Origin of the sequence: uncultured Sphingomonas sp. (assembly GCF_913778135.1) — a bacterium.
In the GTDB taxonomy this organism is placed as follows: Bacteria; Pseudomonadota; Alphaproteobacteria; order Sphingomonadales; family Sphingomonadaceae; genus Sphingomonas.
Map to the genome: position 1 here is coordinate 19,610 of NZ_CAJYVU010000113.1, position 20,487 is coordinate 40,096.

General features: G+C 66.1%; 22 protein-coding genes, 1 tRNA gene and 1 pseudogene. 22 read left to right on the forward strand and 2 right to left on the reverse strand.

The features are described from left to right. The first annotated feature begins 2 nt into the window (after nt 1–2). Entirely contained in the window at nt 3–800 is a 798-nt protein-coding gene (locus QZ847_RS10570) for a phosphatidylcholine/phosphatidylserine synthase (protein ID WP_294356343.1), read from the forward strand. Here QZ847_RS10570 and QZ847_RS10575 read toward each other — a convergent pair. Continuing rightward, on the reverse strand, nt 742–975 hold the full coding sequence (locus QZ847_RS10575; protein WP_294356345.1) for a hypothetical protein: 234 nt from the start codon (nt 973–975) through the stop codon (nt 742–744). The two genes, QZ847_RS10570 and QZ847_RS10575, sit on opposite strands and share 59 nt — an antisense overlap. A gap of 313 nt (nt 976–1,288) precedes the next feature. Here QZ847_RS10575 and rpsB point away from each other — a divergent pair, with 313 nt between their 5' ends. From rpsB to QZ847_RS10640, 13 genes are all read left to right on the forward strand, one after another. Then, nucleotides 1,289–2,110: a 30S ribosomal protein S2 gene (gene rpsB, locus QZ847_RS10580; RefSeq protein ID WP_294356346.1), complete on the forward strand. Its 822-nt coding sequence runs from the start codon at nt 1,289–1,291 to the stop codon at nt 2,108–2,110. Between the two features lie 146 nt (nt 2,111–2,256). After that, nucleotides 2,257–3,192, forward strand: coding sequence for a translation elongation factor Ts (gene tsf, locus QZ847_RS10585; protein WP_294191662.1), 936 nt, complete (start codon nt 2,257–2,259; stop codon nt 3,190–3,192). 130 nt (nt 3,193–3,322) lie between these two features. Continuing rightward, nucleotides 3,323–4,051 (forward strand): UMP kinase, encoded by a 729-nt coding sequence (gene pyrH, locus QZ847_RS10590; protein WP_294191660.1) that lies wholly within the window; start codon nt 3,323–3,325, stop codon nt 4,049–4,051. Between the two features lie 3 nt (nt 4,052–4,054). Beyond that, nucleotides 4,055–4,612: a ribosome recycling factor gene (frr, locus tag QZ847_RS10595; protein ID WP_019514832.1), complete on the forward strand. Its 558-nt coding sequence runs from the start codon at nt 4,055–4,057 to the stop codon at nt 4,610–4,612. A 22-nt stretch (nt 4,613–4,634) separates the two neighbouring features. Then, complete coding sequence (locus QZ847_RS10600; RefSeq protein ID WP_294356348.1) at nt 4,635–5,372, forward strand: isoprenyl transferase; 738 nt, start codon at nt 4,635–4,637, stop codon at nt 5,370–5,372. Between the two features lie 47 nt (nt 5,373–5,419). Further along, complete coding sequence (locus tag QZ847_RS10605; protein WP_294356350.1) at nt 5,420–6,160, forward strand: phosphatidate cytidylyltransferase; 741 nt, start codon at nt 5,420–5,422, stop codon at nt 6,158–6,160. After that, nucleotides 6,160–7,317 (forward strand): 1-deoxy-D-xylulose-5-phosphate reductoisomerase, encoded by a 1,158-nt coding sequence (locus QZ847_RS10610; RefSeq protein ID WP_294356351.1) that lies wholly within the window; start codon nt 6,160–6,162, stop codon nt 7,315–7,317. The genes QZ847_RS10605 and QZ847_RS10610 overlap by 1 nt, the downstream gene beginning before the upstream one ends. Then, complete coding sequence (locus QZ847_RS10615) at nt 7,314–8,447, forward strand: RIP metalloprotease (protein ID WP_294356352.1); 1,134 nt, start codon at nt 7,314–7,316, stop codon at nt 8,445–8,447. Before QZ847_RS10610 ends, QZ847_RS10615 begins: the two co-directional genes overlap by 4 nt. A gap of 61 nt (nt 8,448–8,508) precedes the next feature. Then, nucleotides 8,509–11,238, forward strand: coding sequence for an outer membrane protein assembly factor BamA (bamA, locus tag QZ847_RS10620; protein ID WP_294356354.1), 2,730 nt, complete (start codon nt 8,509–8,511; stop codon nt 11,236–11,238). Next, nucleotides 11,238–11,897 (forward strand): OmpH family outer membrane protein, encoded by a 660-nt coding sequence (locus tag QZ847_RS10625; protein WP_294356356.1) that lies wholly within the window; start codon nt 11,238–11,240, stop codon nt 11,895–11,897. The genes bamA and QZ847_RS10625 overlap by 1 nt, the downstream gene beginning before the upstream one ends. Next, nucleotides 11,894–12,403: a 3-hydroxyacyl-ACP dehydratase FabZ gene (fabZ, locus tag QZ847_RS10630; RefSeq protein WP_281243221.1), complete on the forward strand. Its 510-nt coding sequence runs from the start codon at nt 11,894–11,896 to the stop codon at nt 12,401–12,403. Before QZ847_RS10625 ends, fabZ begins: the two co-directional genes overlap by 4 nt. 87 nt (nt 12,404–12,490) lie before the next feature. Further along, nucleotides 12,491–12,721 carry a 50S ribosomal protein L31 gene (gene rpmE, locus QZ847_RS10635; RefSeq protein ID WP_019514824.1) on the forward strand — a complete coding sequence of 77 codons (231 nt, stop codon included), beginning with the start codon at nt 12,491–12,493 and terminating at the stop codon, nt 12,719–12,721. A gap of 55 nt (nt 12,722–12,776) precedes the next feature. Further along, nucleotides 12,777–13,103: a PilZ domain-containing protein gene (locus tag QZ847_RS10640; protein WP_294191642.1), complete on the forward strand. Its 327-nt coding sequence runs from the start codon at nt 12,777–12,779 to the stop codon at nt 13,101–13,103. Between the two features lie 6 nt (nt 13,104–13,109). On the opposite strand, the gene QZ847_RS10645 is transcribed toward QZ847_RS10640, so the two are convergent. Further along, nucleotides 13,110–13,199: transfer RNA gene (locus tag QZ847_RS10645), tRNA-Ser, on the reverse strand. Nucleotides 13,200–13,369: 170 nt separating this feature from the next. Between QZ847_RS10645 and QZ847_RS10650 the strand changes: the two genes are divergently transcribed. From QZ847_RS10650 to QZ847_RS10685, 8 genes and pseudogenes are all read left to right on the forward strand, one after another. Further along, the gene (locus QZ847_RS10650; RefSeq protein ID WP_294356359.1) at nt 13,370–14,350 is read left to right on the forward strand and encodes a lytic transglycosylase domain-containing protein; all 981 of its coding nucleotides are present in this window, start codon (nt 13,370–13,372) and stop codon (nt 14,348–14,350) included. Then, the gene (locus QZ847_RS10655) at nt 14,334–15,149 is read left to right on the forward strand and encodes an SPOR domain-containing protein (RefSeq protein ID WP_294356361.1); all 816 of its coding nucleotides are present in this window, start codon (nt 14,334–14,336) and stop codon (nt 15,147–15,149) included. The genes QZ847_RS10650 and QZ847_RS10655 overlap by 17 nt, the downstream gene beginning before the upstream one ends. Before the next feature lie 39 nt (nt 15,150–15,188). Next, nucleotides 15,189–16,370, forward strand: a complete 1,182-nt coding sequence (locus QZ847_RS10660; RefSeq protein ID WP_294356362.1) for a D-alanyl-D-alanine carboxypeptidase family protein — start codon at nt 15,189–15,191, stop codon at nt 16,368–16,370. Next, on the forward strand, nt 16,370–16,996 hold the full coding sequence (gene tmk, locus QZ847_RS10665; RefSeq protein WP_294356365.1) for a dTMP kinase: 627 nt from the start codon (nt 16,370–16,372) through the stop codon (nt 16,994–16,996). Before QZ847_RS10660 ends, tmk begins: the two co-directional genes overlap by 1 nt. Then, nucleotides 16,993–18,033 carry a DNA polymerase III subunit delta' gene (locus QZ847_RS10670; RefSeq protein ID WP_294356378.1) on the forward strand — a complete coding sequence of 347 codons (1,041 nt, stop codon included), beginning with the start codon at nt 16,993–16,995 and terminating at the stop codon, nt 18,031–18,033. The genes tmk and QZ847_RS10670 overlap by 4 nt, the downstream gene beginning before the upstream one ends. Before the next feature lie 9 nt (nt 18,034–18,042). Further along, nucleotides 18,043–19,596: a methionine--tRNA ligase gene (gene metG, locus QZ847_RS10675; protein WP_294356367.1), complete on the forward strand. Its 1,554-nt coding sequence runs from the start codon at nt 18,043–18,045 to the stop codon at nt 19,594–19,596. Beyond that, nucleotides 19,596–20,384 (forward strand): TatD family hydrolase, encoded by a 789-nt coding sequence (locus QZ847_RS10680; RefSeq protein ID WP_294356369.1) that lies wholly within the window; start codon nt 19,596–19,598, stop codon nt 20,382–20,384. The genes metG and QZ847_RS10680 overlap by 1 nt, the downstream gene beginning before the upstream one ends. Further along, nucleotides 20,381–20,487 (forward strand): annotated as a pseudogene (locus QZ847_RS10685) (MBL fold metallo-hydrolase); the annotation flags it as partial. The gene QZ847_RS10680 and the pseudogene QZ847_RS10685, both read left to right, overlap by 4 nt.

Below are 20,487 nucleotides of genomic sequence, written 5' to 3' on the forward strand. Positions count from 1 at the left end.
TCGTGCGCGCCGCTCGCCCGCTTCGTCGTCCGCGTGGGCTGCCGCTCCGCGCGGTCGCACCCAACGCCGTCACCGCACTCGCGCTCTGTTCGGGACTGTCGGGCATCCGTTTCGCCATTCAGCAGAACTGGGCGATGGCGGTGGTGATGGTGCTACTCGCCGGCGTGCTCGACGGACTGGACGGGCGTGTCGCCCGCATGCTGCACGGCGAGAGTCGTTTCGGCGCAGAACTTGACTCACTCAGCGACGCGATTTCGTTCGGCGTATCGCCCGCGCTGATCCTGTATCTCTGGTCGCTCTCGACACTGCCGCGGTTCGGATGGACTGCGTCACTCATGCTCGCGGTATTCTGCGCGCTGCGTCTCGCCCGCTTCAACGCCGCGATCGACGCCGACGATCAGCCGCACAAATCCGCCGGCTTCCTGACGGGGGCACCAGCACCTGCCGGTGCGGGACTGTCGCTGCTGCCGATGTTCCTGTGGTTCGCGACAGAGGAACCGATCTTTCGGTCGCCGTACCTTGTCGCGCCGTGGACCGTGTTCGTAGCGCTTCTGATGGTCTCCAGCGTGGCAACCTTTTCCTGGTCGTCACTGCGGCTGCGTCGCAACGTTCGCTTCGAGGCGATCGCCCTCGTCGTCGTTGTCGGTGCCGCTGCTATCTCGGCTCCATGGGAGACGATCTCGACCCTGTGTGTCGCTTATCTGCTCGCGCTACCGTTCAGCATCGCGAGCTATGCACGGGTCAAGCGGCTTCGCGGAAGCGTGACTGCGGACGAACCGACGATGCCGACCAGCGCCTGACCGCGATGCGGTTTTCGGCACGAACAAGCGTCGCGAGTGGCTCGAACCGCTGCTCCGGCCGGCCAGACAACGCATCCATGATGCGCCCGGCGTTCGGCGCGAGCGTCGAACCGAGAGCGTAAAGAGCGCCGACAGTGGCGCCTCCGAACACCAGAACATCAAGCACGATCAGCATGTTCGCTTCCTTAGCCTATGCGAACCCAACGTCCGCCAACATCCCTCAACGAACTTCGGTTCCCGCCACTAAGACCAATTCGGACGAAAAAAGAGCGACTTAGCGACTTAACGGGTGAGTTCGTGTTCTGTTCCTCTGTATGTTCCGCTTACGTTCCGCCGTCAAGTGGCATTCGCAGCTTGTCAGATCGAGCAATCGACGCTAAGCGCCGCCCCCTCAATCCCACATGGGAAGCATCAACAACCGGTGCGCCGGGCTTCTAGCCTGCACGCGTCACTCGCTTCCCAGCGGCTTAACCGGAAGGAATAACGTTATGGCGGCACCTGTCGTCAGCATGCAGCAGCTTATCGAAACCGGCGCGCACTTCGGCCACCAGACGCATCGCTGGAACCCGAAGATGAAGCCCTACATCTTCGGCGACCGCAACGGCGTGCACATCATCGACCTGTCGCAGACCGTGCCGCTGTTCGCGCGCGCGCTCGAATTCGTCTCGTCGACGGTTGCGGCGGGCGGCAAGGTCCTGTTCGTCGGTACGAAGCGCCAGGCGCAGGAGCCGATCGCTGAAGCGGCGCGTCGCGCAGGCCAGCACTTCGTCAACCATCGCTGGCTGGGCGGCATGCTCACCAACTGGAAGACGATCTCCAACTCGATTAAGCGCCTGAAGGCCCTTGAGGAGCAGCTGTCGGGTGACACGCACGGCCTGACCAAGAAGGAAGTGCTGCAGCTGACGCGTGAGCGCGACAAGCTCGAGATGTCGCTGGGCGGCATCCGCGACATGGGCGGCGTGCCCGACGTCATGTTCGTGATCGACGCCAACAAGGAAGAGCTGGCGATCAAGGAAGCCAACACGCTGGGTATCCCGGTCGTCGGCATCCTCGATTCGAACGTTTCGCCCGACGGCATCGCGTTCCCGGTTCCGGCGAACGACGACGCGGCGCGCGCGATCCGTCTGTACTGCGAGGCGATCGCGATCGCGGCGACGCGCGGCAATCAGCAGCAGCAGGCGCGCAGCGGTGCCGACCTCGGCGCGATGATCGAGCCGCCCTCGGAGGAAGCGATCCAGGCCGCCGATGCCCCGATCGATACCGACGCGAACGCCGAGGGCAACGTCATGGCGGCGAACGCGCAGGCGTAATCGTCGACGCGGTACCGCCTTCGCGGTGACGTGCAATTGTCATGGAGGCTGCCTACATGGTGGCCTCCATTTGTTTCATCGCTCGACTGCCCGCGGCACCGTGCCGGGCGCCTGAGCGATCTAATCACATCTGAGGGACCAGAACGATGGCCGACATCACCGCTTCGATGGTGAAGGACCTGCGCGAGAAGAGCGGCGCGGGAATGATGGACTGCAAGAAGGCGCTGAACGAGACCGCCGGCGACATGGACGCCGCGCTCGACTGGCTGCGCACCAAGGGCCTTGCCGCCGCACAGAAGAAGTCGAGCCGCACTGCGGCCGAGGGTCTGGTCGGCGTCGCCGTTTCGGGCACCAAGGGCGCGGCGGTCGAGGTTAACTCGGAGACCGACTTCGTCGCCAAGAACGACCAGTTCCAGGCGTTTGTGCGCGAAGTGACGCAGATCGCGCTCAACACCGGTGACGATGTCGAGGCGATCAAGGCCGCGTCGATGCCGTCGGGCACCACGGTCGCCGAGGCGCTCACCAACAACGTCGCCACGATCGGCGAGCACCAGTCGATCCGCCGCGCACGCAAGCTCGAAGTGTCGCAGGGCGCGGTCGTCGCCTACGTTCACAATCAGCAGTCGCCGGGTTTGGGCAAGATCGGCGTGCTGGTCGCGCTCGAGAGCGCGGCGAACGATGAGGCGCTTCAGTCGCTCGGCAAGAGCCTGGCCATGCACATCGCGGCAGCCTTCCCGAAGGCACTCAACGAGGGTGACCTCGACGAGGCCGAGATCGAGCGTGAGCGCGCGATCGCGACCGAGAAGGCCGGGGAAAGCGGCAAGCCCGCCGACATCATCGCCAAGATGGTCGAAGGCTCGATCGCCAAGTATCGCAAGGAGCACGCGCTGGTCAGCCAGCTGTTCGTCATGGACGGCAAGACCAAGATCAGCGACGTCGTCGCCAAGGCAGGCAAGGATGCCGGCGCCGAGATCAAGCTGGTCGACTACGTCCGCTTCCAGCTGGGTGAGGGTATCGAGAAGGAGCAGTCAGACTTCGCTGCCGAAGTTGCTGCTGCATCGGGCGTTCCGCAGAACGCCTGACACGCCGATCAGGCATGACAAGCCGCCGCTTCGGTACCTACCGGGGCGGCGGTTTGCGTATGGGGCGGGTTGCTCCGCCCCGACCTGACCTCTAAGGTCCTCCAGCCTTTCCCCAAGCCATTCGGAATCGATGACCAAACCGCGCTACAACCGTATCCTGCTGAAATTGTCCGGCGAAGTTTTGATGGGAGAGGGTGGCCTCGCGATCGATCCCACCGTCACCGCGCGCGTCGCGGAAGAGATCGCCGACGTGAAGGCGCAGGGGTTTGAGCTATGCGTCGTCGTCGGTGGCGGCAACATCTTCCGCGGCATTTCGGGCGCGGCGCGCGGCATGGAGCGCGCGACCGGCGACTATATGGGAATGCTCGCGACCGTCATGAACGCGCTGGCGGTGCAGAACGCGCTGGAGCAGATCGGCGTCGATACGCGCGTGCAGTCCGCCATTCCGATGCAGTCGGTGTGCGAGCCGTTCGTCCGCCGCCGCGCGATGCGGCACCTGGAAAAGGGGCGCGTGGTGATTTTTGCCGCGGGTGTCGGGTCGCCGTTCTTCACCACCGACAGCGGTGCTGCGCTGCGCGCGGCCGAGATGAACTGCGATGCGCTGTTCAAGGGCACCAGCGTCGACGGCGTTTACGATGCCGACCCGAAAAAGGTGGCGACCGCGAGGCGTTACGACACGATCGGCTATGACGAGGTGCTGTCGAAGAACCTGCGCGTCATGGACGCGAGCGCGGTCGCGCTGTGCCGCGACTCCAACATTCCGATCGTCGTGTTCAACATCCGCGAGCACGGCAATTTCGCCGCCGTGCTGCACGGTCAGGGTGTGTCGACGATCGTTCAGTCCACTACGGAGAAGTAAGCCATGCCCGCGTATGACAAGGCCGATATCGAGCGTCGCATGAACGGCGCGGTGGAGTCGCTGAAGGGAGATCTGGGCGGGCTTCGCACCGGTCGTGCATCGACGTCGCTGCTCGATCCCGTGACGGTCGAGGTGTACGGTGCCAAGATGCCGCTCAACCAGGTCGCGACCGTGTCGGTGCCCGAGCCGCGGATGATATCGGTCCAGGTATGGGACAAGACCAACGTCGGTCCGGTTGAGAAGGCGATCCGCTCCGCCGGCCTCGGGCTCAACCCCATCAACGACGGACAGAATTTGCGCCTGCCGATCCCTGACTTGACCGAGGAGCGCCGCAAGGAGCTCGCCAAGCTCGCGGGGCAATATTCGGAAAAGGCCAAGATCGCGGTACGCAACGTGCGTCGTGACGGCATGGACGCGCTCAAGACCGACGAAAAGAAGGGCGTGTTCTCGGAGGACGAGCGCAAGCGGCTGGAAGGCGAGGTGCAGAAGTTGACCGACGCCACCACCGCTGACATCGACAGCGTGTCGGCCGCGAAGGAAAAGGAAATTCTCGGCAAGTGAGCCTGCATCGGCATAGGGGGGAATGCTGATGGCGACCGCAGCGCGGCCACAGACCGCGGGCGGTGCCGTGCCGCGCCACGTGGCGATCATCATGGACGGCAACGGTCGCTGGGCGAAGAAGCGGCTGCTGCCGCGCGCCGCCGGGCACAAGGCCGGAGTGGAAGCGGTGCGCCGCGTCACGCGTGCGGCACGCGCGATGGGGATCGAGGCGCTGACGCTCTACGCCTTCTCGTCGGAAAACTGGCGGCGACCGGCGGAGGAGGTGAGCGACCTAATGGGTCTGCTTAAGTTCTTCATCCGCAATGACCTTGCCGAACTGATCCGCGAGAACGTGCGGCTGCGCGTGTTGGGCGATTACGCCCGGTTCTCGGTCGATGTCGTCGCGCTGATCGATGATGCACTTGCGCGGACGGCGGGCAACAACGGACCGATCCTCGCGATCGCGCTCAACTACGGCGCACAGGCCGAACTGGTACGCGCCGCCCAGACACTGGCTGCGCAGGCGCAAGCCGGGGTGCTCGACCCCACCGCGATTGATGTCGGGTCGATCGAGCGCGAGCTGGAGACGCGCGAGTTGCCGCCGCTCGATCTGATGATCCGCACGTCGGGCGAGCACCGCCTGTCCAATTTCCTGCTATGGCAAGCAGCCTACGCCGAACTGCTGTTCGTCGACACGCTATGGCCCGATTTCGGCGCTGACGACCTCGCGGCGGCCATCGAAGCGTTTGGCCAGCGGCAGCGCCGCTACGGTGGCTTGTGACGCCGTCGAACGCACCAGCGCGTCGTTCCGAATTGGCGCTCAGAACAATGGCTGCTGCGGTCATGGCAGCGGTCGCGCTGGCGGCGTTGGTGGCCGGTGGGTTCATCTATTGGCTGCTGATGGTCGTCATCGCGCTGTTCATGATGGCGGAATGGTCGGACCTGACCGCGACTCCGCCGCGTGAGAAGCGCCTGGCGCAATATGCCGTTTCGGTACCGCTCGCGATCCTGGCGCCGGTCGCGGCCGGGGCGAGCTTTCTCGCGATCGGACTGATCGCGGCCGCGTTCTTCTTCACCGCCATCGTGACGCGGCGTGCATGGCTGGCGAGCGGAACGATCTATTGCGCGCTGCCGGTATTGTCGCTCGTGCTGATCCGCGAGCAGGATCACGGATTGCTGCTGTCGCTCTGGGCATTGGTGCTGGTGTGGATGACCGACATCGGTGCATTCTTCGCCGGTCGCGCGATCGGCGGGCCGAAATTGGCGCCGCGCGTCAGCCCCAACAAGACCTGGGCCGGGCTGATCGGCGGGATCGTCGCGGCGACGCTGTTCGCGCTGGTGCTGCACATCGCCTATGATCTGCCGCTACGATTGCTGCTCGCGACACCGGTGTTGGGCGTGCTCGCGCAAGGCGGAGACCTGTTCGAGAGCTGGTTGAAGCGGCGCGCCGGCGTGAAGGACTCGGGCAATGTTCTTCCCGGACACGGCGGCTTGCTCGATCGGCTCGACGGTCTGGTGCCGGTCGCACCGGTCGCGGCGCTGCTCGTCGTCGCGCCGGCGATCTTCTAATGCGGACGGTCACGATCCTGGGTGCGACCGGATCCGTCGGCACCTCGACGCTCGATCTGGTCGAACGCGAGCCCGAGCGGTTCCGCGTCCGCGCGCTGACCGCGAACTGCGATGTCGAACGGCTCGCCGCAGCAGCGATCCGCACGCGCGCCGAGCTCGCCGTCGTGGCGGACGAGACGTGCCTGCCCGCGTTGCGCGACGCACTTGCCGGAACGAACATCCAGGCGGCGGGAGGACCACAGGCGGTCTGCGACGCGGCTGCACTGGGTGCTGACTGGACGATGGGCGCGATCGTCGGCTGTGCCGGGCTCGCCCCGACGATGGCCGCGGTCCGCGCAGGGGGCACCGTCGTGCTCGCCAACAAGGAGCCGCTCGTCTCCGCCGGCGACCTGATCATGCAGGCCGCGGCGCAGCACGGCGCGACGCTGCTGCCGGCGGACAGCGAACACAACGCGATCTATCAATGCTTCGACTTCGCGCGGCCAGAGCGGGTGCGGCGTATCATCCTGACTGCGAGTGGCGGGCCGTTCCGCGACACCACGCTCGAGCAGATGGCTGCGGTCACGCGCGAGCAGGCGGTCGCGCACCCGAACTGGTCGATGGGCGCCAAAATCTCGGTCGACAGCGCGACGATGATGAACAAGGGCCTCGAGCTGATCGAGGCGGCACGGCTGTTTCCGGTCGCCGCCGACCGCATCGAGATCGTTGTCCACCGGCAGTCGGTGATCCACTCGATGGTCGATTACGTCGACGGCTCGATGCTGGCGCAATTGGGGCCGAGCGACATGCGCGTGCCGATCGCGCACTGCCTGGCCTGGCCCGACCGGATGGCGACGCCGATGGCGCCGCTTGATCTCGTGAAGCTTGGCCGACTCGATTTCGAGGCGCCCGATCCGGTGCGCTTCCGCGCCCTGGCACTCGCTCGAACAGCGCTGGAGGAGGGAGGCGCCCGGCCGGCGATCCTGAACGCGGCCAACGAGGTCGCCGTGGCGGCGTTCCTCGCTGACCGCATCGGCTTTCTTGAAATCGCCGCAATCGTGGAAGATACCTTGAACCGCTACGCTCCCGAGGCGCCGGAGACGATCGACGCGGTGATCGCGATCGACGCGGAGGCGCGCAGACTCGCGGGCGAGCGCGTAGAGGATTGCGTGGCTTGATCCAGACACCGGGACTGTTGCTGACCATCCTGGCCTTCGCGCTGGTGATCGGCCCGCTCGTCTTCATCCACGAACTGGGCCATTACCTTGCCGGGCGCTGGTGCGGCGTGAAGGCGGAAGCGTTCTCGATCGGGTTCGGGCGCGAGATCGCGGGATGGACCGACCGGCGCGGCACGCGCTGGCGGCTCGCGCTGCTGCCGCTGGGCGGATACGTCAAGTTCGCGGGCGACATGAGTGCCGCCGGGCGGAGCGATCCCGACTGGCTGCTGCTGCCCCCCGAGGAGCGTGCGCAGACCTTCCAGGCAAAGTCGGTGTGGCAGCGCGCAATCATCGTCGCTGCCGGACCGGCGATCAATTTCCTCCTCGCCATCCTCATCCTCACCGGCTTCGCACTGGCCTACGGCGACGCGCAGACACCGGCAGTAGTTGGGCAGGCGATGCCGGGTACAGCCGCGGCGCAGGCGGGTCTTCGCCCCGGTGACAGGATAGACGCGCTCGGCGGTCGCCACGTCGACACGTTCGAGGACATGGTCCGCTACGTGAAGCTTCGCGCCGGCGAACGCGTCCGCATCGACTATGTCCGCGGCGGGCAGGCCGATCACGTCGCGGCGCAGATCGGCACGCAGGAGCAGCGTGACCGGTTTGGCAACGTTTACAAGGTCGGGCTGCTCGGCCTCGCCCCCGCGCAACCGGTCGTGCGTCCTGTCGGCTTGCTGGAAGCACCCGTCGTCGCGGTGCGCCGCACCGGCGAGATCGTCGAGATGATGGCGGAGACGATCGGCCAGATCGTCTCCGGCCGGCGCTCGGTCAGGGAACTGGGCGGGCCGCTGGCGATCGCCAAGGTGTCGGGCGAGCAGATCACGCTCGGCTGGGATGCGTTCGTGTTCCTGCTCGCGCTCGTGTCCATCAATCTGGGGTTCATCAATCTACTGCCAGTGCCGATGCTCGACGGCGGGCACCTGTTGTTCTACCTGATCGAGGCGGTCAGGCAGAAACCGGTCGGCGCGCAAGCACAGGAGTGGGCTTATCGCGGCGGATTGGCGGCGGTGCTGGCGTTGATGATGCTCGTCACCTTCAACGATCTCGGCAACTTCGGACTGTGGCGGCACCTGGCCGGCTTGATCGGCTGACGCAGGTGTTGCAGGGGCGGGCGCGAGCCTGGCGAGCGCAACGGGTTTTCTCGAAGGTAACATGGTGACGGTTCTGAACGTTTCAACTTCGCGGACGCGTGCCCTGCCGGCGCTGCTGGGCTGCACCATCCTGGCCGGGCTTCCGGTTGCGGCTGCGGCGCAGGCCCCGGCCGCGCGTACTGCGACCGGGCAGTCCGCACCGGCGAGTACTGCGCCGACGGCGGCCGCAATTCCCACCCCGAGCGGCGTCATCAGGAGCCTGCGCGTCGAAGGCACGCAGCGGATCGAACCCGAGACTGCGCTAAGCTACACCAAGCTGCGGCAGGGTCAGCCATACAACAACGAGACGCTCGATCAGGCATTGAAGGACCTGCTGGCGAGCGACCTGTTCGCCGACGTGCAGATCGAAGGTGCGCTGAGCGGCGACATCGTGATCCGCGTGCGCGAAAACCCGATCATCAATCGTGTCATCCTGGAAGGCAACAAGCGCCTGAAGGACGACAAGATCACCAAGGAGATCAAGCTCAAGCCGCGGCAGATCTTTACGCGCTCGGCCGTTCGCGCCGATGTCGCGCGCATTGTCGAGCTTTATCGTCGCCAAGGCCGCTTCGCCGCGTCGGTCGATCCGAAGATGGTCAACCTCGACCAGAACCGCGTCGACGTGGTGTTCGAGATCAGCGAGGGGCCGAAATCCAAGGTTCGCCAGATCAACATTCTCGGCAATGAGAAGTTCAAGGACAGCGAACTCCGCGCGCAGATGGCGACCAAGGAGGCGCGGTTCACGCGTCTGCTGTCGTCGAACACCTCCTACGACCAGGATCGTCTCGCCTACGACCAGCAGAAACTGCGTCAATTCTACCTGACGCAGGGCTATGCCGACTTTCGCGTCACCTCCGCCGTGGCAGAGCTGACGCCGGACAAGAAGGACTTCATCATCACCTACGTGGTGGAGGAAGGACCTCGCTATAAATTCGGCGATGTGACCGTCGACAGTGACATCCGCGACTTCGATGGAAAGCAGCTCGCCAAGACGCTGTCGATCAAGAAGGGCGACTGGTACAACGCGAAGGCGGTCGAGGACACGGTCGACAGCCTCAGCCAGACGACGGGTCTGTTCGGTTACGCATTCACCGACGTGTCACCCGAATTCAATCGCGACCGTGACGACCTCACGATGTCGATCAACTTCCACATCGCGCAGGCGCAGCGCACCTACGTTGAGCGGGTCGAGATCACCGGCAACACGCAGACGCAGGACAAGGTGGTGCGGCGCGAGATCCGCCTCGCTGAAGGTGATGCGTTCAACAGCTTCCAGGTCAAGCGCAGCCAGGATCGCATCAACTCGCTCGGCTATTTTCAGGACAAGTTCGAGATCAAGCAGGAGCAGGGCTCCTCTCCCGATCGTGTCGTGCTGAACGCCGCCGTCGAAGAGAAATCGACCGGCGAGCTGCAGCTGTCGGCCGGCTATTCGAGCCTCGAGCGCTTCATCATCCAGGCGAACATCACGCAGCGCAACTTCCGCGGTCGCGGCCAGGAGCTGCGCGCGGGCGTCAATTACTCGAGCTATTCGAAGTCGATCGAGCTCGGGTTCACCGAGCCGTATCTTTTCGACAAAAACATAGCGGTCGGCGTCGACGTGTTCCGGCGCGACTATAATTCGTTCAATTACATCGGCAACGATCGCAACACGACCTACGGGCAGGTATCGACCGGCTTCCAGGTTCGCGCCGGCGTGCCGTTGACCGAATACTGGCAGCTCGCCGCGCGCTACGGCCTGTCGTACGACGAGGTCACGCTCGACCGAAACACCTTCTTCACCAACGGGCAGTGCGACGTGTTGAAGGCGGGCAGCTATCTCTGCTCGGCGCTCGGCAACCGGTTTACCTCGTCGATCGGCTATTCGCTGATCTACGACAGCCTCAACAGCCGACTGCGTCCAACCGCCGGTCAGCGCCTGTCGTTCAGCCAGGACTTCGCCGGGCTTGGTGGCGACGTGAAGTACATTCGCACGCGCATCGAAGGCGCGAAGTTCAAGGGTTTGGGTAAGGGCTTCATCGCCTCGCTGACCGCGGAGGGCGGCTACATCCACTCGCTGGAGGGTGAGCGCGCCGACGGTAACGATCGCATCCGCATCAATGACCGCTTCTATCTCGGCATGCCGCAGTTCCGCGGGTTCGACATTCGCGGTGTCGGACCGCGCGTGCTGCGCACGCCTTACACGCTCGACGCGAACGGCAGCCAGATACTCGAGACCGATCGAAGCCGGATCACCGACGATGCGCTTGGTGGCCGCGCCTATTACCTCGCCAAGCTCGAGCTCGAGCTGCCGCTTGGCTCAGGCGCGCGTGAACTGGGCTTGCGTCCGTCGATCTACGCGCAGGTCGGCAGCCTGTGGGGGCTAAAGCGTCCGCCGCTGACCGCGACGTTCCCGACCACGGTTATCGATGGCAAGACCGTCGTTCTGCCGTTGCCGCTGACCAACGATTCGGGGCAGCCGATCTATACCTACGCGCTGGCGGATGGGAGCACCGCGACGACGATCTGCTCGGCCGGTATCCCTGGCGCTGGCGGCACCTGCAACGGCGTCGTGCCCAACACGCCGCTGATCCGTGCAAACCCATTCCAGGAGCAGTTCCTCGGCAACTCGCCGAAGCCGCGCGTCACCGTCGGCGTCGGCGTCAACTGGAACTCGCCGTTCGGACCGCTTCGTATCGACCTCGCCAAGGCACTCGTCACCCAGCCGGGCGACGATCCCAAACTTGTTACCTTCAACGTAGGGACGCAGTTCTGATGAAGACCTTCAAGACCATTCTGCTCGCCGCCGCGCTCGCGACGCCGGGTGTTATCGTGGCCGGCGCTGCCAGCGCGCAGGTGAACGGCGTCGCCGTCGCCGATCCCGAGGCGGCGATCGCCAATTCGCGCGCCTTCACGACCGCGGTGACGCAGATCCAGACGACCTACAAGGCGCAGCTCGATCAGGCGAACACGCGTCGCAACGCGATCCAGGCCGAGCTTCAGCCGCTGGTGACCGCCGCGCAGACCGCGGCGCGTGCCCCCGGCGCGACTGAAGCGTCGCTGCGTCCGCAGCTGCAGGCGATCCAGACCAAGGAGCAGGCCGGCAACGCCGAGCTGCAGCGTCTGACCGCGCCGGCACAGCGCGCACGTGCCTATGCCGCCGAGCAGGTGCAGCGTCAGCTCGCCACCGCGGTGCAGAACGTCGTCAAGGCGAAGAACGTCAGCCTGCTCGTTTCGCCGCAGGCGACGCTGTTCACCCAGCCCGCCGCCGACATCACGCCGGCGATCACCGCCGAGCTCGACCGTCTGGTGCCGAGCGTCAGCACCGCGGTTCCCGCCAACTGGCAGCCGGGTCAGGCAGCTGGCGCTCCGACCGCGGCAGCGCCCGCTGCTGCCCCTGCGACCAGCAACCGGAAGGCGCCGTCCGGCCGGTGAGCGATGCGCAGGTAACCGATAGCGCGGCAGACGAGGCGAAGGCGAGCGGGTCAATCGGCCCGCTCGACATCGCGCGCGTCATGGCTGCGCTGCCGCATCGCTACCCGATGCTGCTGGTCGACCGGGTCGAGGAGCTGATCCCCGATCGGTCGATCGCCGCCATCAAGGCGGTGACGATCAACGAAAGCTTCTTTCAGGGGCATTTCCCCGGTCGCCCGATCATGCCGGGCGTGCTGATCGTTGAAGCGCTGGCGCAGGCGGCGGGCGTGCTCGCGGTCGAGAGCCTGGGCCTCGCCGGCTCGGGCAAGCTCGTCTACTTCATGGCAATCGACGAGGCGAAGTTCCGTGCGCCGGTCGAGCCGGGCGTCCTGCTGCGACTGGAGGTCGAATTCGTCCAGAAGCGCAGCAGCGTATGCAAGTTCGCCGGGCGCGCGCTGATCGACGGCAAGGTCGCCGCGCAGGCGAACTTCACCGCCATGATCGCCGATCCGCCCAAGGCAGCGTAACGCGCATCCTTTGACTTTCGTGCGCTCGGGCGCTACCCGCGCGCGCTTCCAGGCTGGTCGGAACCAGCCATTGAACGGAGAAGACCCATGAAGACCGGAACGCACCCCGACTATCACATGATCAAGGTGCAGATGACCGACGGCACCGTGTACGAGACCCGCTCCACTTGGGGCAAGGAAGGCGACACGATGACGCTCGAGATCGATCCGCTGGCGCACCCGGCATGGACCGGTGGTCGTGGCCAGATGCTCGACCAGGGTGGCCAGGTGGCGCGCTTCAACAAGCGTTTCGGCGGTGGTCTGACGCTGCGCAAGTAAGCGTTCGGCTCGGGTGGGTAAGGACCTGTTAGGGATGTCGATCTAGCATCCCAGCATGGCAACCTTCGCAGCCGAATTTGAACCTGCTCAAACGCAAGGCCGGCGCCGCTCCCCGCGTGCGCCGGTTTCGTTTGATGCGCGCCTTGGCGGGCAGGGGGGCATGGGGCGGACGCTGTGCAAGGTCGTCGACCTGTCGCTGCACGGTTGCCGGTTGCAAACCTATTCCGCGATGAAGCGGGGCCAGACGATCTGGCTCAACCTGCCGCAGATCGGGCCAATAGCGGCAGACGTGATGTGGGCGGACGATTTTACCGCCGGCTGCCAGTTCCACGCACCACTCAACGAACCCGCGTTCGATGCGCTGATCGAGCGCTTCGCCTGAGTTGATTGGCGGAGAGAGTGGGATTCGAACCCACGGTGAGCGTGAACCCACGGCGGTTTTCAAGACCGCTGCCTTAAACCACTCGGCCATCTCTCCGCGTGCTGAGTGCTGCGCGCCGCTTAGGCCGGTTGCGGTGCCGCGTGCAAGCCCGTCGACGATTGGCTGTTTGCCTGTCCCCGCCGCTATGCCACAACGCACGCATGCGAATAGAGCGAGCGATATCTTCCGGGTGGCGTGCCGGTGCCTCCGCCGCGGTGTGCCTGCTGATGAGTGCGCCATCGGCGATGGCACAGGATGAGAGCGGCTTTCAGGCGTACCTCTCGGGGCTGCGCTCGTCGGCAATCGCCGCGGGCGTCCGACCGGCGACGGTCTCTTCGGTGTTCCCGACGCTCAGCTACAATCAGCGCGTCGTCGATCTCGACCGGCAGCAACCCGAACAGAACAACAGCAGCGCGATCCCGATGTTCGCGCCCTATCGAATGCAGCACGTAGACGCGGCGCGGATCAGGCGAGGACGCGCCACCTATCAGGAGCAACGATCGCGGCTTGCCCGGGTCGAGGCGCAGACCGGGGTGCCCGAGGAGATCATGGTCGCGATCTGGGGGCATGAGACCAACTACGGTTCGTACACCGGCAATTTCGACCTGCTGCGCAGCCTCGCCTCGCTCGCTTACGAAGGGCGCCGCCGCAGCCTGTTCCAGGGCGAGTTCATCGCCGCGCTGAAGATGATCGATCGTGGTGTGCCGCGCTCACGGCTGGTCGGCAGCTGGGCGGGGGCCACGGGGAACCCGCAGTTTCTGCCGTCCGCTTATCTTCGCCTAGCGCGCGACGCCGATGGCGACGGGTTCGCCGACATCTGGGGCAGCGCGGCGGATACACTCGCCTCGATCGGCAATTATTTCACGCAAGCCGGCTGGCGCGCGGGCGAGCCGTGGGGTGTCGCGGTCGACGTACCTGCGGGGTTCGATCGCGGTGCGGTGGCAAATCGTCTCGTGTCGCCGCGCTGCCCGCGCGTCTTCGCGCGGCACAGTGGTTGGCGCACGATGGCCGAGTGGCGTGCGCTCGGCATCGCGCCGCAGCGTGGCAGCTGGCCGCGTGATACAATCCAGGCGGTGCTGATCGAGCCTGACGGTCCTGGTCGCACCGCCTATCTGCTGACGGGTAATTACCGGGTGATCCTGGATTACAATTGCTCCAATTTTTATGCCTTGTCGGTGGGGCTGCTGGCCGATGAGATCGCACGCTAGCCTGCTGCTGCTCGCGCCGATGCTGATTGCGGCCCAGCAGCCTGACGCGAGCGTCGCCGGCCCGCGCGGCACTGCCGGGAACGGCGAGGCGGGCGCTTTCGATCGCATCCAGCGCGCGTCGGTGCAGCCGGGCAGCGGGTTCACGGCCACGCACGCGCAACTGCCGCTCGGTTCCGTCGCAGAGGTCACCGATCTCGCCAGCGGACACATCATTCTCGTGCAAGTGAGCGCCAAAGCGGCTGATATAAGCGACGCAGAGATCACGCTGTCGGCCTCGGCCGCACGCGCGCTTGGTCTCTCGGGAGAGCACGGCCTCGTACGGGTACGCAGTATCCAGCCATCCGCGAGCGACCTCGCAGCGCTGCGGGCGGGCGGCAGCGCGTCACCGCGCTTGTCTGCGCCGGACGCACTGCTACGTGCGCTTCGACGTGAGGTTGCTACACCGACGCAAGCGTCCCCATCAGTTGCCGCGACTGTTGCGGCCAGGTCAGTGAAGCCGCACGTACGGCCACCTGTTCCCGCGACTGCCAAGATCCCCACTAACAGCGCCGCTACCAAGCCGACGCAGGCCGCACCCGCCAAACCACGCGCATCCGGTCCAATGGTGCAGGTCGCCGCCTTGCGCGACGAGGTTCGCGCTCACGCCGTGGCACGATCGCTCAGCGGTTATGTCGAGCAGGCATCAGGATTTTGGCGCGTTCGCCTGGGTCCCTTCGCCGATCGCGCCGCGGCGCAGCGCGCACGTGACGCGGCGATTTCGCGCGGTTATGGTGGCGCCTCGATCATCCAGGCTCCCTGAACGAGCCGCCCGAGCGCGGCCCAGTTGGAAAGTGCGTCAATGTCCAAGTTCCTGACCGCGCTCGCGGTTCCTGCCGTCATCGCCGGCGTGGCCTTTCCGGTCGCGGCACAGGCGCCCGCCGCGCCGCAGTTCGATACGCCCGCACCCGTCGCCTTCATGGAGGATCTGTCCTCGGGTGCGGTGCTGTTCGCGAAGGACGCTGACCGTCGCATGCCGCCGGCCTCGATGGCGAAGATGATGACGGTCTACACCGCGTTCGAAATGCTGAAGAAAGGCGACATCCGCCTCGACCAGGAACTCGAGGTGCGGCCGGAAACGTGGCAGAAGTGGCATGGTCCGTCCGCCGGTTCGACCATGTTCCTGTCGTCGGGTGAGCGCGTCTCGGTCGCGAACCTGCTCTACGGCATCGTGACGCTCAGCGGCAACGACGCCTGCGTCGTGCTGGCAGAGGGCCTCTCCGGCACCGAGCCCGCGTTCGTCGATCGCATGAACGAGAATGCGAAGAAGCTTGGGCTGACCAACAGCCATTTCGGCACATCGAACGGCTGGCCCGACAACGGCGTCACCTATGTCACTGCGCGCGACCTTGCGCATCTCGCGGCCGCGACGATCGAGGAGCATCCCAAGCTCTACAAGCAATTCTACTCGCGCCGGGATTTCACCTGGGGCAAGACGATGGGTGGCAACCAGATCACCCAGGCGAACCGCGACCCGCTGCTCGGTCGCGTCGCGGGGGCCGACGGGTTGAAGACCGGCCATACCGAGGAAGCGGGCTACGGCTTCACCGGCTCTGCCGAGCAGAATGGGCGTCGCCTCGTCATGGTGCTCGCCGGCCTCACCAGCTTCAACCAGCGTGCCTCCGAATCGGTTCGGTTCATGGATTGGGGCTTCCGCGCGTGGCAGTCGAAGCCGGTGGTGAAGAGCGGCCGCGTCGTGGGGCAAGCCGCCGTGCAGATGGGTGACGCGACCTCGGTCGACCTTGTCGCACCCCGCGCGGTTGCAGTGTCCGTGCCCGCGGGCACCAGCCCGGCGGTAACGGGCAAGATCGTCTATCAGGGCCCGCTCAAGGCGCCTATCAAGGCGGGCACGCACGTCGCCGACCTCGTCGTCGCAGCTCCCGGCCTGTCGCCGCAGATTACCCCGCTCAATGCCGCCAGCGACGTCGGCGAAGCCGGCTTCTTCCGCCGCGCGTGGCATGGCCTGACCGGCATGTTCGGATAATGCGCGGACGCTTCCTGAGCCTGGAAGGGGGCGAGGGGGCGGGCAAGTCGACGCAGGTCCGCGCGCTCGCCGCCGCGTTGCAGGCACGCGGGTACGCGGCCCGCGTGACGCGCGAACCCGGCGGCAGCGAGGGCGCGGAGGCGATCCGCGCGCTGCTGATGCAGGGTGACGCCGGCCGCTGGAGTGCGCGCAGCGAGGCACTGCTATTCGCTGCCGCACGCGCCGATCACGTCGAGAAGGTGATCCTCCCGGCGATCGGGCGCGGCGAGTGGGTTATCTGCGACCGCTATCTGGATTCGTCGCGTGCTTATCAGGGAGTCGCCGGCGGGATCGCCGACGCCGACGTGCTCGCGCTTCACGCCTTCGGCTCGGCCGGACTCTTGCCCGATCGTACTTATGTGTTGGCGCTGCCCACCGAGGTGGGTGCGCACCGCGCAACCGCACGCGACGGCATCGCGGCCGACCGCTTCGCCGCGCGAGGTGTCGCCTTTCACGAGGCAGTCGCTTCCGCTTTCGACCGGATCGCCGCCGAGGAGCCCGATCGCGTGCGTCGCATCGACGCCAGCATGGCGCCGGACGCGGTCACCGCGGCAATCCTCGACGATCTTTCGCCTTGGCTGGCATGAACGAGGCGACGAGCGCGCCTGTGCTCTACGGTCATGACGATGCGGCGACTGCGTTGCTCGAAGCGATGCGCAGCGGGTCGCTACATCACGCATGGCTGATCACCGGCCCTGCGGGCATCGGAAAAGCGACCTTCGCCCGGGCCGCCGCGGCCCGCCTGCTCGCCGAGAGCGCGGAGCCGGGCGCGCTACCGCTCCAGCTGCCGCTACCACCAAATCACCGCACGGCGGCATTGCTGGCTGCCGGCGCACACCCTGATTACCGCGAGCTGCGCCGGCTGCCGAAGAAGGACGGCAAGGACGGCGAACTCGCGCGCTCGATCACGATCGATCAGGTCCGTGGGCTCGCCCCATTCCTCGGCACGATGGCGTCACTCTCCTCCCGCCGCGTCATCGTCATCGACAGCGCCGACGAGCTCGAACGGCCGGGTGCGTCCAACGCGCTGCTGAAAAGCCTGGAGGAACCCCCCGCCGGCACGATCTTCCTGCTCGTCAGCCACGCCCCCGGCCGTTTGTTGCCGACGATCCGCTCGCGCTGTCGGGTGCTGCGGCTTGAGCCACTCGATCATAGCGCGATGCGACAGGCGCTCGCGCAGGCGCTGCCTGATGCGGATGCAGAAGAGATCGATGCGCTGGTGCGCGCCGGCGCAGGCTCGCCCGGCCGTGCGCTGCGCTACGCCGAACTGGGCATGGCCGAGATCGACGACGCGCTCCATGCTATCGCGCGTGACGGAGACCCGACAACCAGTCGCCGCGCAAAGCTGGCAAAAGCGCTCAGCCTCAAGGCGGCGCAACCCCGCTACGAAGCCTTTCTCGACCGTGTTCCCGGCGTGATCGCGGAGGCCGCGCAGGATCGCCGCGGCTCCGCGTTAGCGGTCGCGCTCGATGCTTACGCGCGCGCGCGCGACGTGGCAGGTGCCGCACGCGGGCTGTCGCTCGATGCGGGCGGGACGGTGCTCGAACTAGGCGGCCTGGTCGCACGGCTCGCAGGCGACACGCCTGCGCAACACGGGGCTGACTTACGGCGAACGCGCGGCTAGGAGCGGCGCATGGGCAAGCCCTTCTACATCACCACCGCGATCAGCTATCCCAACGGCCGTCCGCATATCGGCCACGCGTACGAAGCGATTGCCGCCGACGCGATCGCACGTTTCCAGCGGCAGGCCGGGCGCGACGTACGGTTTCAGACCGGCACCGACGAGCACGGCCTGAAAATGGCGCAGACCGCGCGCGACCAGGGGCGCGACGTGCGTGAGTTCGCCGGCGAAATGTCGGGACACTTCAAACAGATGTGCGATACGCTTGCGATTAGTTACGATCGCTTCATCCGCACCACCGACGACGATCACTACCGTGCCAGCCAGGCGATCTGGCGTGCGATGGAGGCGAGCGGCGATCTCTATCTCGATCGCTACGAGGGCTGGTATTCGGTCCGCGACGAGGCCTTCTACGACGAAAAGGAACTCGTCGTGGGCGAGGGCGGGGCGAAGCTGTCGCCGCAGGGTACGCCCGTCACCTGGACCGCGGAGGAGACGTGGTTCTTTCGCCTGTCCAAATACCAGCAGCCGTTGCTCGACCTGTACGCGCGCGAGCCTGATTTCATCCGGCCAGAGAGCCGCCGCAACGAGATCATGCGCTTTGTCGAGGGCGGGCTATCCGATCTGTCGGTGTCGCGTACCACGTTCGACTGGGGCGTGCCGGTGCCGGACAGCGACGGGCACGTCATGTACGTCTGGGTCGATGCGTTGACCAACTACCTGACCGGCGCCGGCTACCCGGACGGCGAGATGCCGTACTGGCCCGCCGACCTGCACCTGATCGGCAAGGACATCGTCCGCTTCCACGCGGTCTACTGGCCCGCGTTCCTGATGTCGGCGGGGATCGCGCTGCCGAAGACGGTGTTCGGGCACGGTTTCCTGCTCCACCGCGGTGAGAAGATGTCGAAGAGCGTCGGCAACGTCGTTGATCCGCTTGGACTCGCCGACGCGTTCGGCGTCGATGCGCTGCGCTACTTCCTGCTGCGCGAGGTCAGTTTCGGGCAGGACGGCAGCTACTCGGCCGACGCGATCGTGACGCGCGTCAACGCCGAACTCGCCAACGCCTTCGGTAATCTAGCGCAGCGTACCTTGTCGTTCATCGCCAAGAACCTGGGTGGCGCCTTGCCTCAGTCAGGTCGCAGCGACGACGCCGACGCGCAGTTGATCGAGGAGATGGTCGTTGCCTGTGCCGGGCTGCGGAGCGCCTTCGACGACCTGATGCTCAGTCAAGGGATTGAGGCGTGGTTGCGCGGCGTATTCGCGTGCAATCAATATATCGACGCGCAGGCGCCGTGGTCGCTGCGCAAGACCGATCCCGAGCGAATGCACGCGGTGCTCGGCACGCTGGTCCGCGCGATCCGCATGCTCGCGATCGCCATTTTGCCCGTGGTGCCGCGCGGGGCCGGGCACGTGCTCGATCTGCTCGGCGCCGAGGAACGCTCGCACGCGGCGATCGACGATGACGGCTGGTACGCGCGGATGGTTGATGCCGGCTTTACCATCGCCGCGCCGACGCCTGCATTTCCGCGGCTCGAGTTGCCGGTCGATGGCGAGGTGGCAGCCTGATGCTCGCCGACAGCCACTGCCACCTGAACTACAAGGGACTGGCCGAGGACCAGCAGGCAGTGCTCGAACGCGCGCGCGCGCGCGGCGTGACGGCCATGCTCAACATCTCGACCCGCGAGAGCGAGTGGGACGACGTGCTCGCCACCGCGGAGCGCGAGTCCGACGTGTGGGCGAGTGTCGGCATTCACCCGCACGAGGCCGATCGACACCCGCACATCGACACGGCCAAACTGGTCAAGCGCGCCGCGCATCCACGCGTCGTGGCGATCGGCGAAAGCGGGCTCGACTATCACTACGATCATTCCGATCGCGTCCGACAGCAGCAGAGCTTCCGCGCGCATATCGCCGCCGCTCGCCAGGCTGGCGTGCCCCTCATCGTTCACACTCGCGACGCGGAGGACGACACGATCGGCATGCTCGCCGACGAGATGACGCACGGCACCTATACCGGGGTGATCCACTGCTTCACCGCGAGCGGGGACTTCGCGGACAGGGCGCTTGCGCTCGGTTTCTACATCTCGATCTCGGGCATCGTCACGTTCAAGAATGCGCGCGATCTGCAGCAGACGGCCGCACGACTTCCAACTGATCGATTATTGATCGAAACCGACGCTCCGTTTCTCGCGCCCGTGCCGCATCGCGGTAAGACCGGCGAGCCCGCCTTCGTCGCTGATACTGCCGCGTTCCTGGCCGACCTACGCGGAGAGCCGGTCGAGGACCTGCGGCGGTACACGGCCGAGAACTTTTATAAGCTGTTCGGCAAGACCGGGATCAAGGCTGCGGCGTGAAGGTTCGCATCCTCGGCTCGGGCACATCCTCCGGCGTGCCGCGGATCGGCAACGACTGGGGTGCCTGCGACCCGGACGAGCCGCGCAATCGGCGAACGCGCGC

Bases quoted from the DNA above. Each gene is read 5' to 3' on its own strand.
- QZ847_RS10575 (WP_294356345.1), bottom strand. From the start codon at position 975: ATGCTGATCGTGCTTGATGTTCTGGTGTTCGGAGGCGCCACTGTCGGC.
- rpsB (WP_294356346.1), top strand. From the start codon at position 1,289: ATGGCGGCACCTGTCGTCAGCATGCAGCAGCTTATCGAAACCGGCGCG.
- tsf (WP_294191662.1), top strand. From the start codon at position 2,257: ATGGCCGACATCACCGCTTCGATGGTGAAGGACCTGCGCGAGAAGAGC.
- pyrH (WP_294191660.1), top strand. From the start codon at position 3,323: ATGACCAAACCGCGCTACAACCGTATCCTGCTGAAATTGTCCGGCGAA.
- frr (WP_019514832.1), top strand. From the start codon at position 4,055: ATGCCCGCGTATGACAAGGCCGATATCGAGCGTCGCATGAACGGCGCG.
- QZ847_RS10600 (WP_294356348.1), top strand. From the start codon at position 4,635: ATGCTGATGGCGACCGCAGCGCGGCCACAGACCGCGGGCGGTGCCGTG.
- QZ847_RS10605 (WP_294356350.1), top strand. From the start codon at position 5,420: ATGGCTGCTGCGGTCATGGCAGCGGTCGCGCTGGCGGCGTTGGTGGCC.
- QZ847_RS10610 (WP_294356351.1), top strand. From the start codon at position 6,160: ATGCGGACGGTCACGATCCTGGGTGCGACCGGATCCGTCGGCACCTCG.
- bamA (WP_294356354.1), top strand. From the start codon at position 8,509: ATGGTGACGGTTCTGAACGTTTCAACTTCGCGGACGCGTGCCCTGCCG.
- QZ847_RS10625 (WP_294356356.1), top strand. From the start codon at position 11,238: ATGAAGACCTTCAAGACCATTCTGCTCGCCGCCGCGCTCGCGACGCCG.
- rpmE (WP_019514824.1), top strand. From the start codon at position 12,491: ATGAAGACCGGAACGCACCCCGACTATCACATGATCAAGGTGCAGATG.
- QZ847_RS10640 (WP_294191642.1), top strand. From the start codon at position 12,777: ATGGCAACCTTCGCAGCCGAATTTGAACCTGCTCAAACGCAAGGCCGG.
- QZ847_RS10650 (WP_294356359.1), top strand. From the start codon at position 13,370: ATGAGTGCGCCATCGGCGATGGCACAGGATGAGAGCGGCTTTCAGGCG.
- QZ847_RS10655 (WP_294356361.1), top strand. From the start codon at position 14,334: ATGAGATCGCACGCTAGCCTGCTGCTGCTCGCGCCGATGCTGATTGCG.
- QZ847_RS10660 (WP_294356362.1), top strand. From the start codon at position 15,189: ATGTCCAAGTTCCTGACCGCGCTCGCGGTTCCTGCCGTCATCGCCGGC.
- tmk (WP_294356365.1), top strand. From the start codon at position 16,370: ATGCGCGGACGCTTCCTGAGCCTGGAAGGGGGCGAGGGGGCGGGCAAG.
- QZ847_RS10670 (WP_294356378.1), top strand. From the start codon at position 16,993: ATGAACGAGGCGACGAGCGCGCCTGTGCTCTACGGTCATGACGATGCG.
- metG (WP_294356367.1), top strand. From the start codon at position 18,043: ATGGGCAAGCCCTTCTACATCACCACCGCGATCAGCTATCCCAACGGC.
- QZ847_RS10680 (WP_294356369.1), top strand. From the start codon at position 19,596: ATGCTCGCCGACAGCCACTGCCACCTGAACTACAAGGGACTGGCCGAG.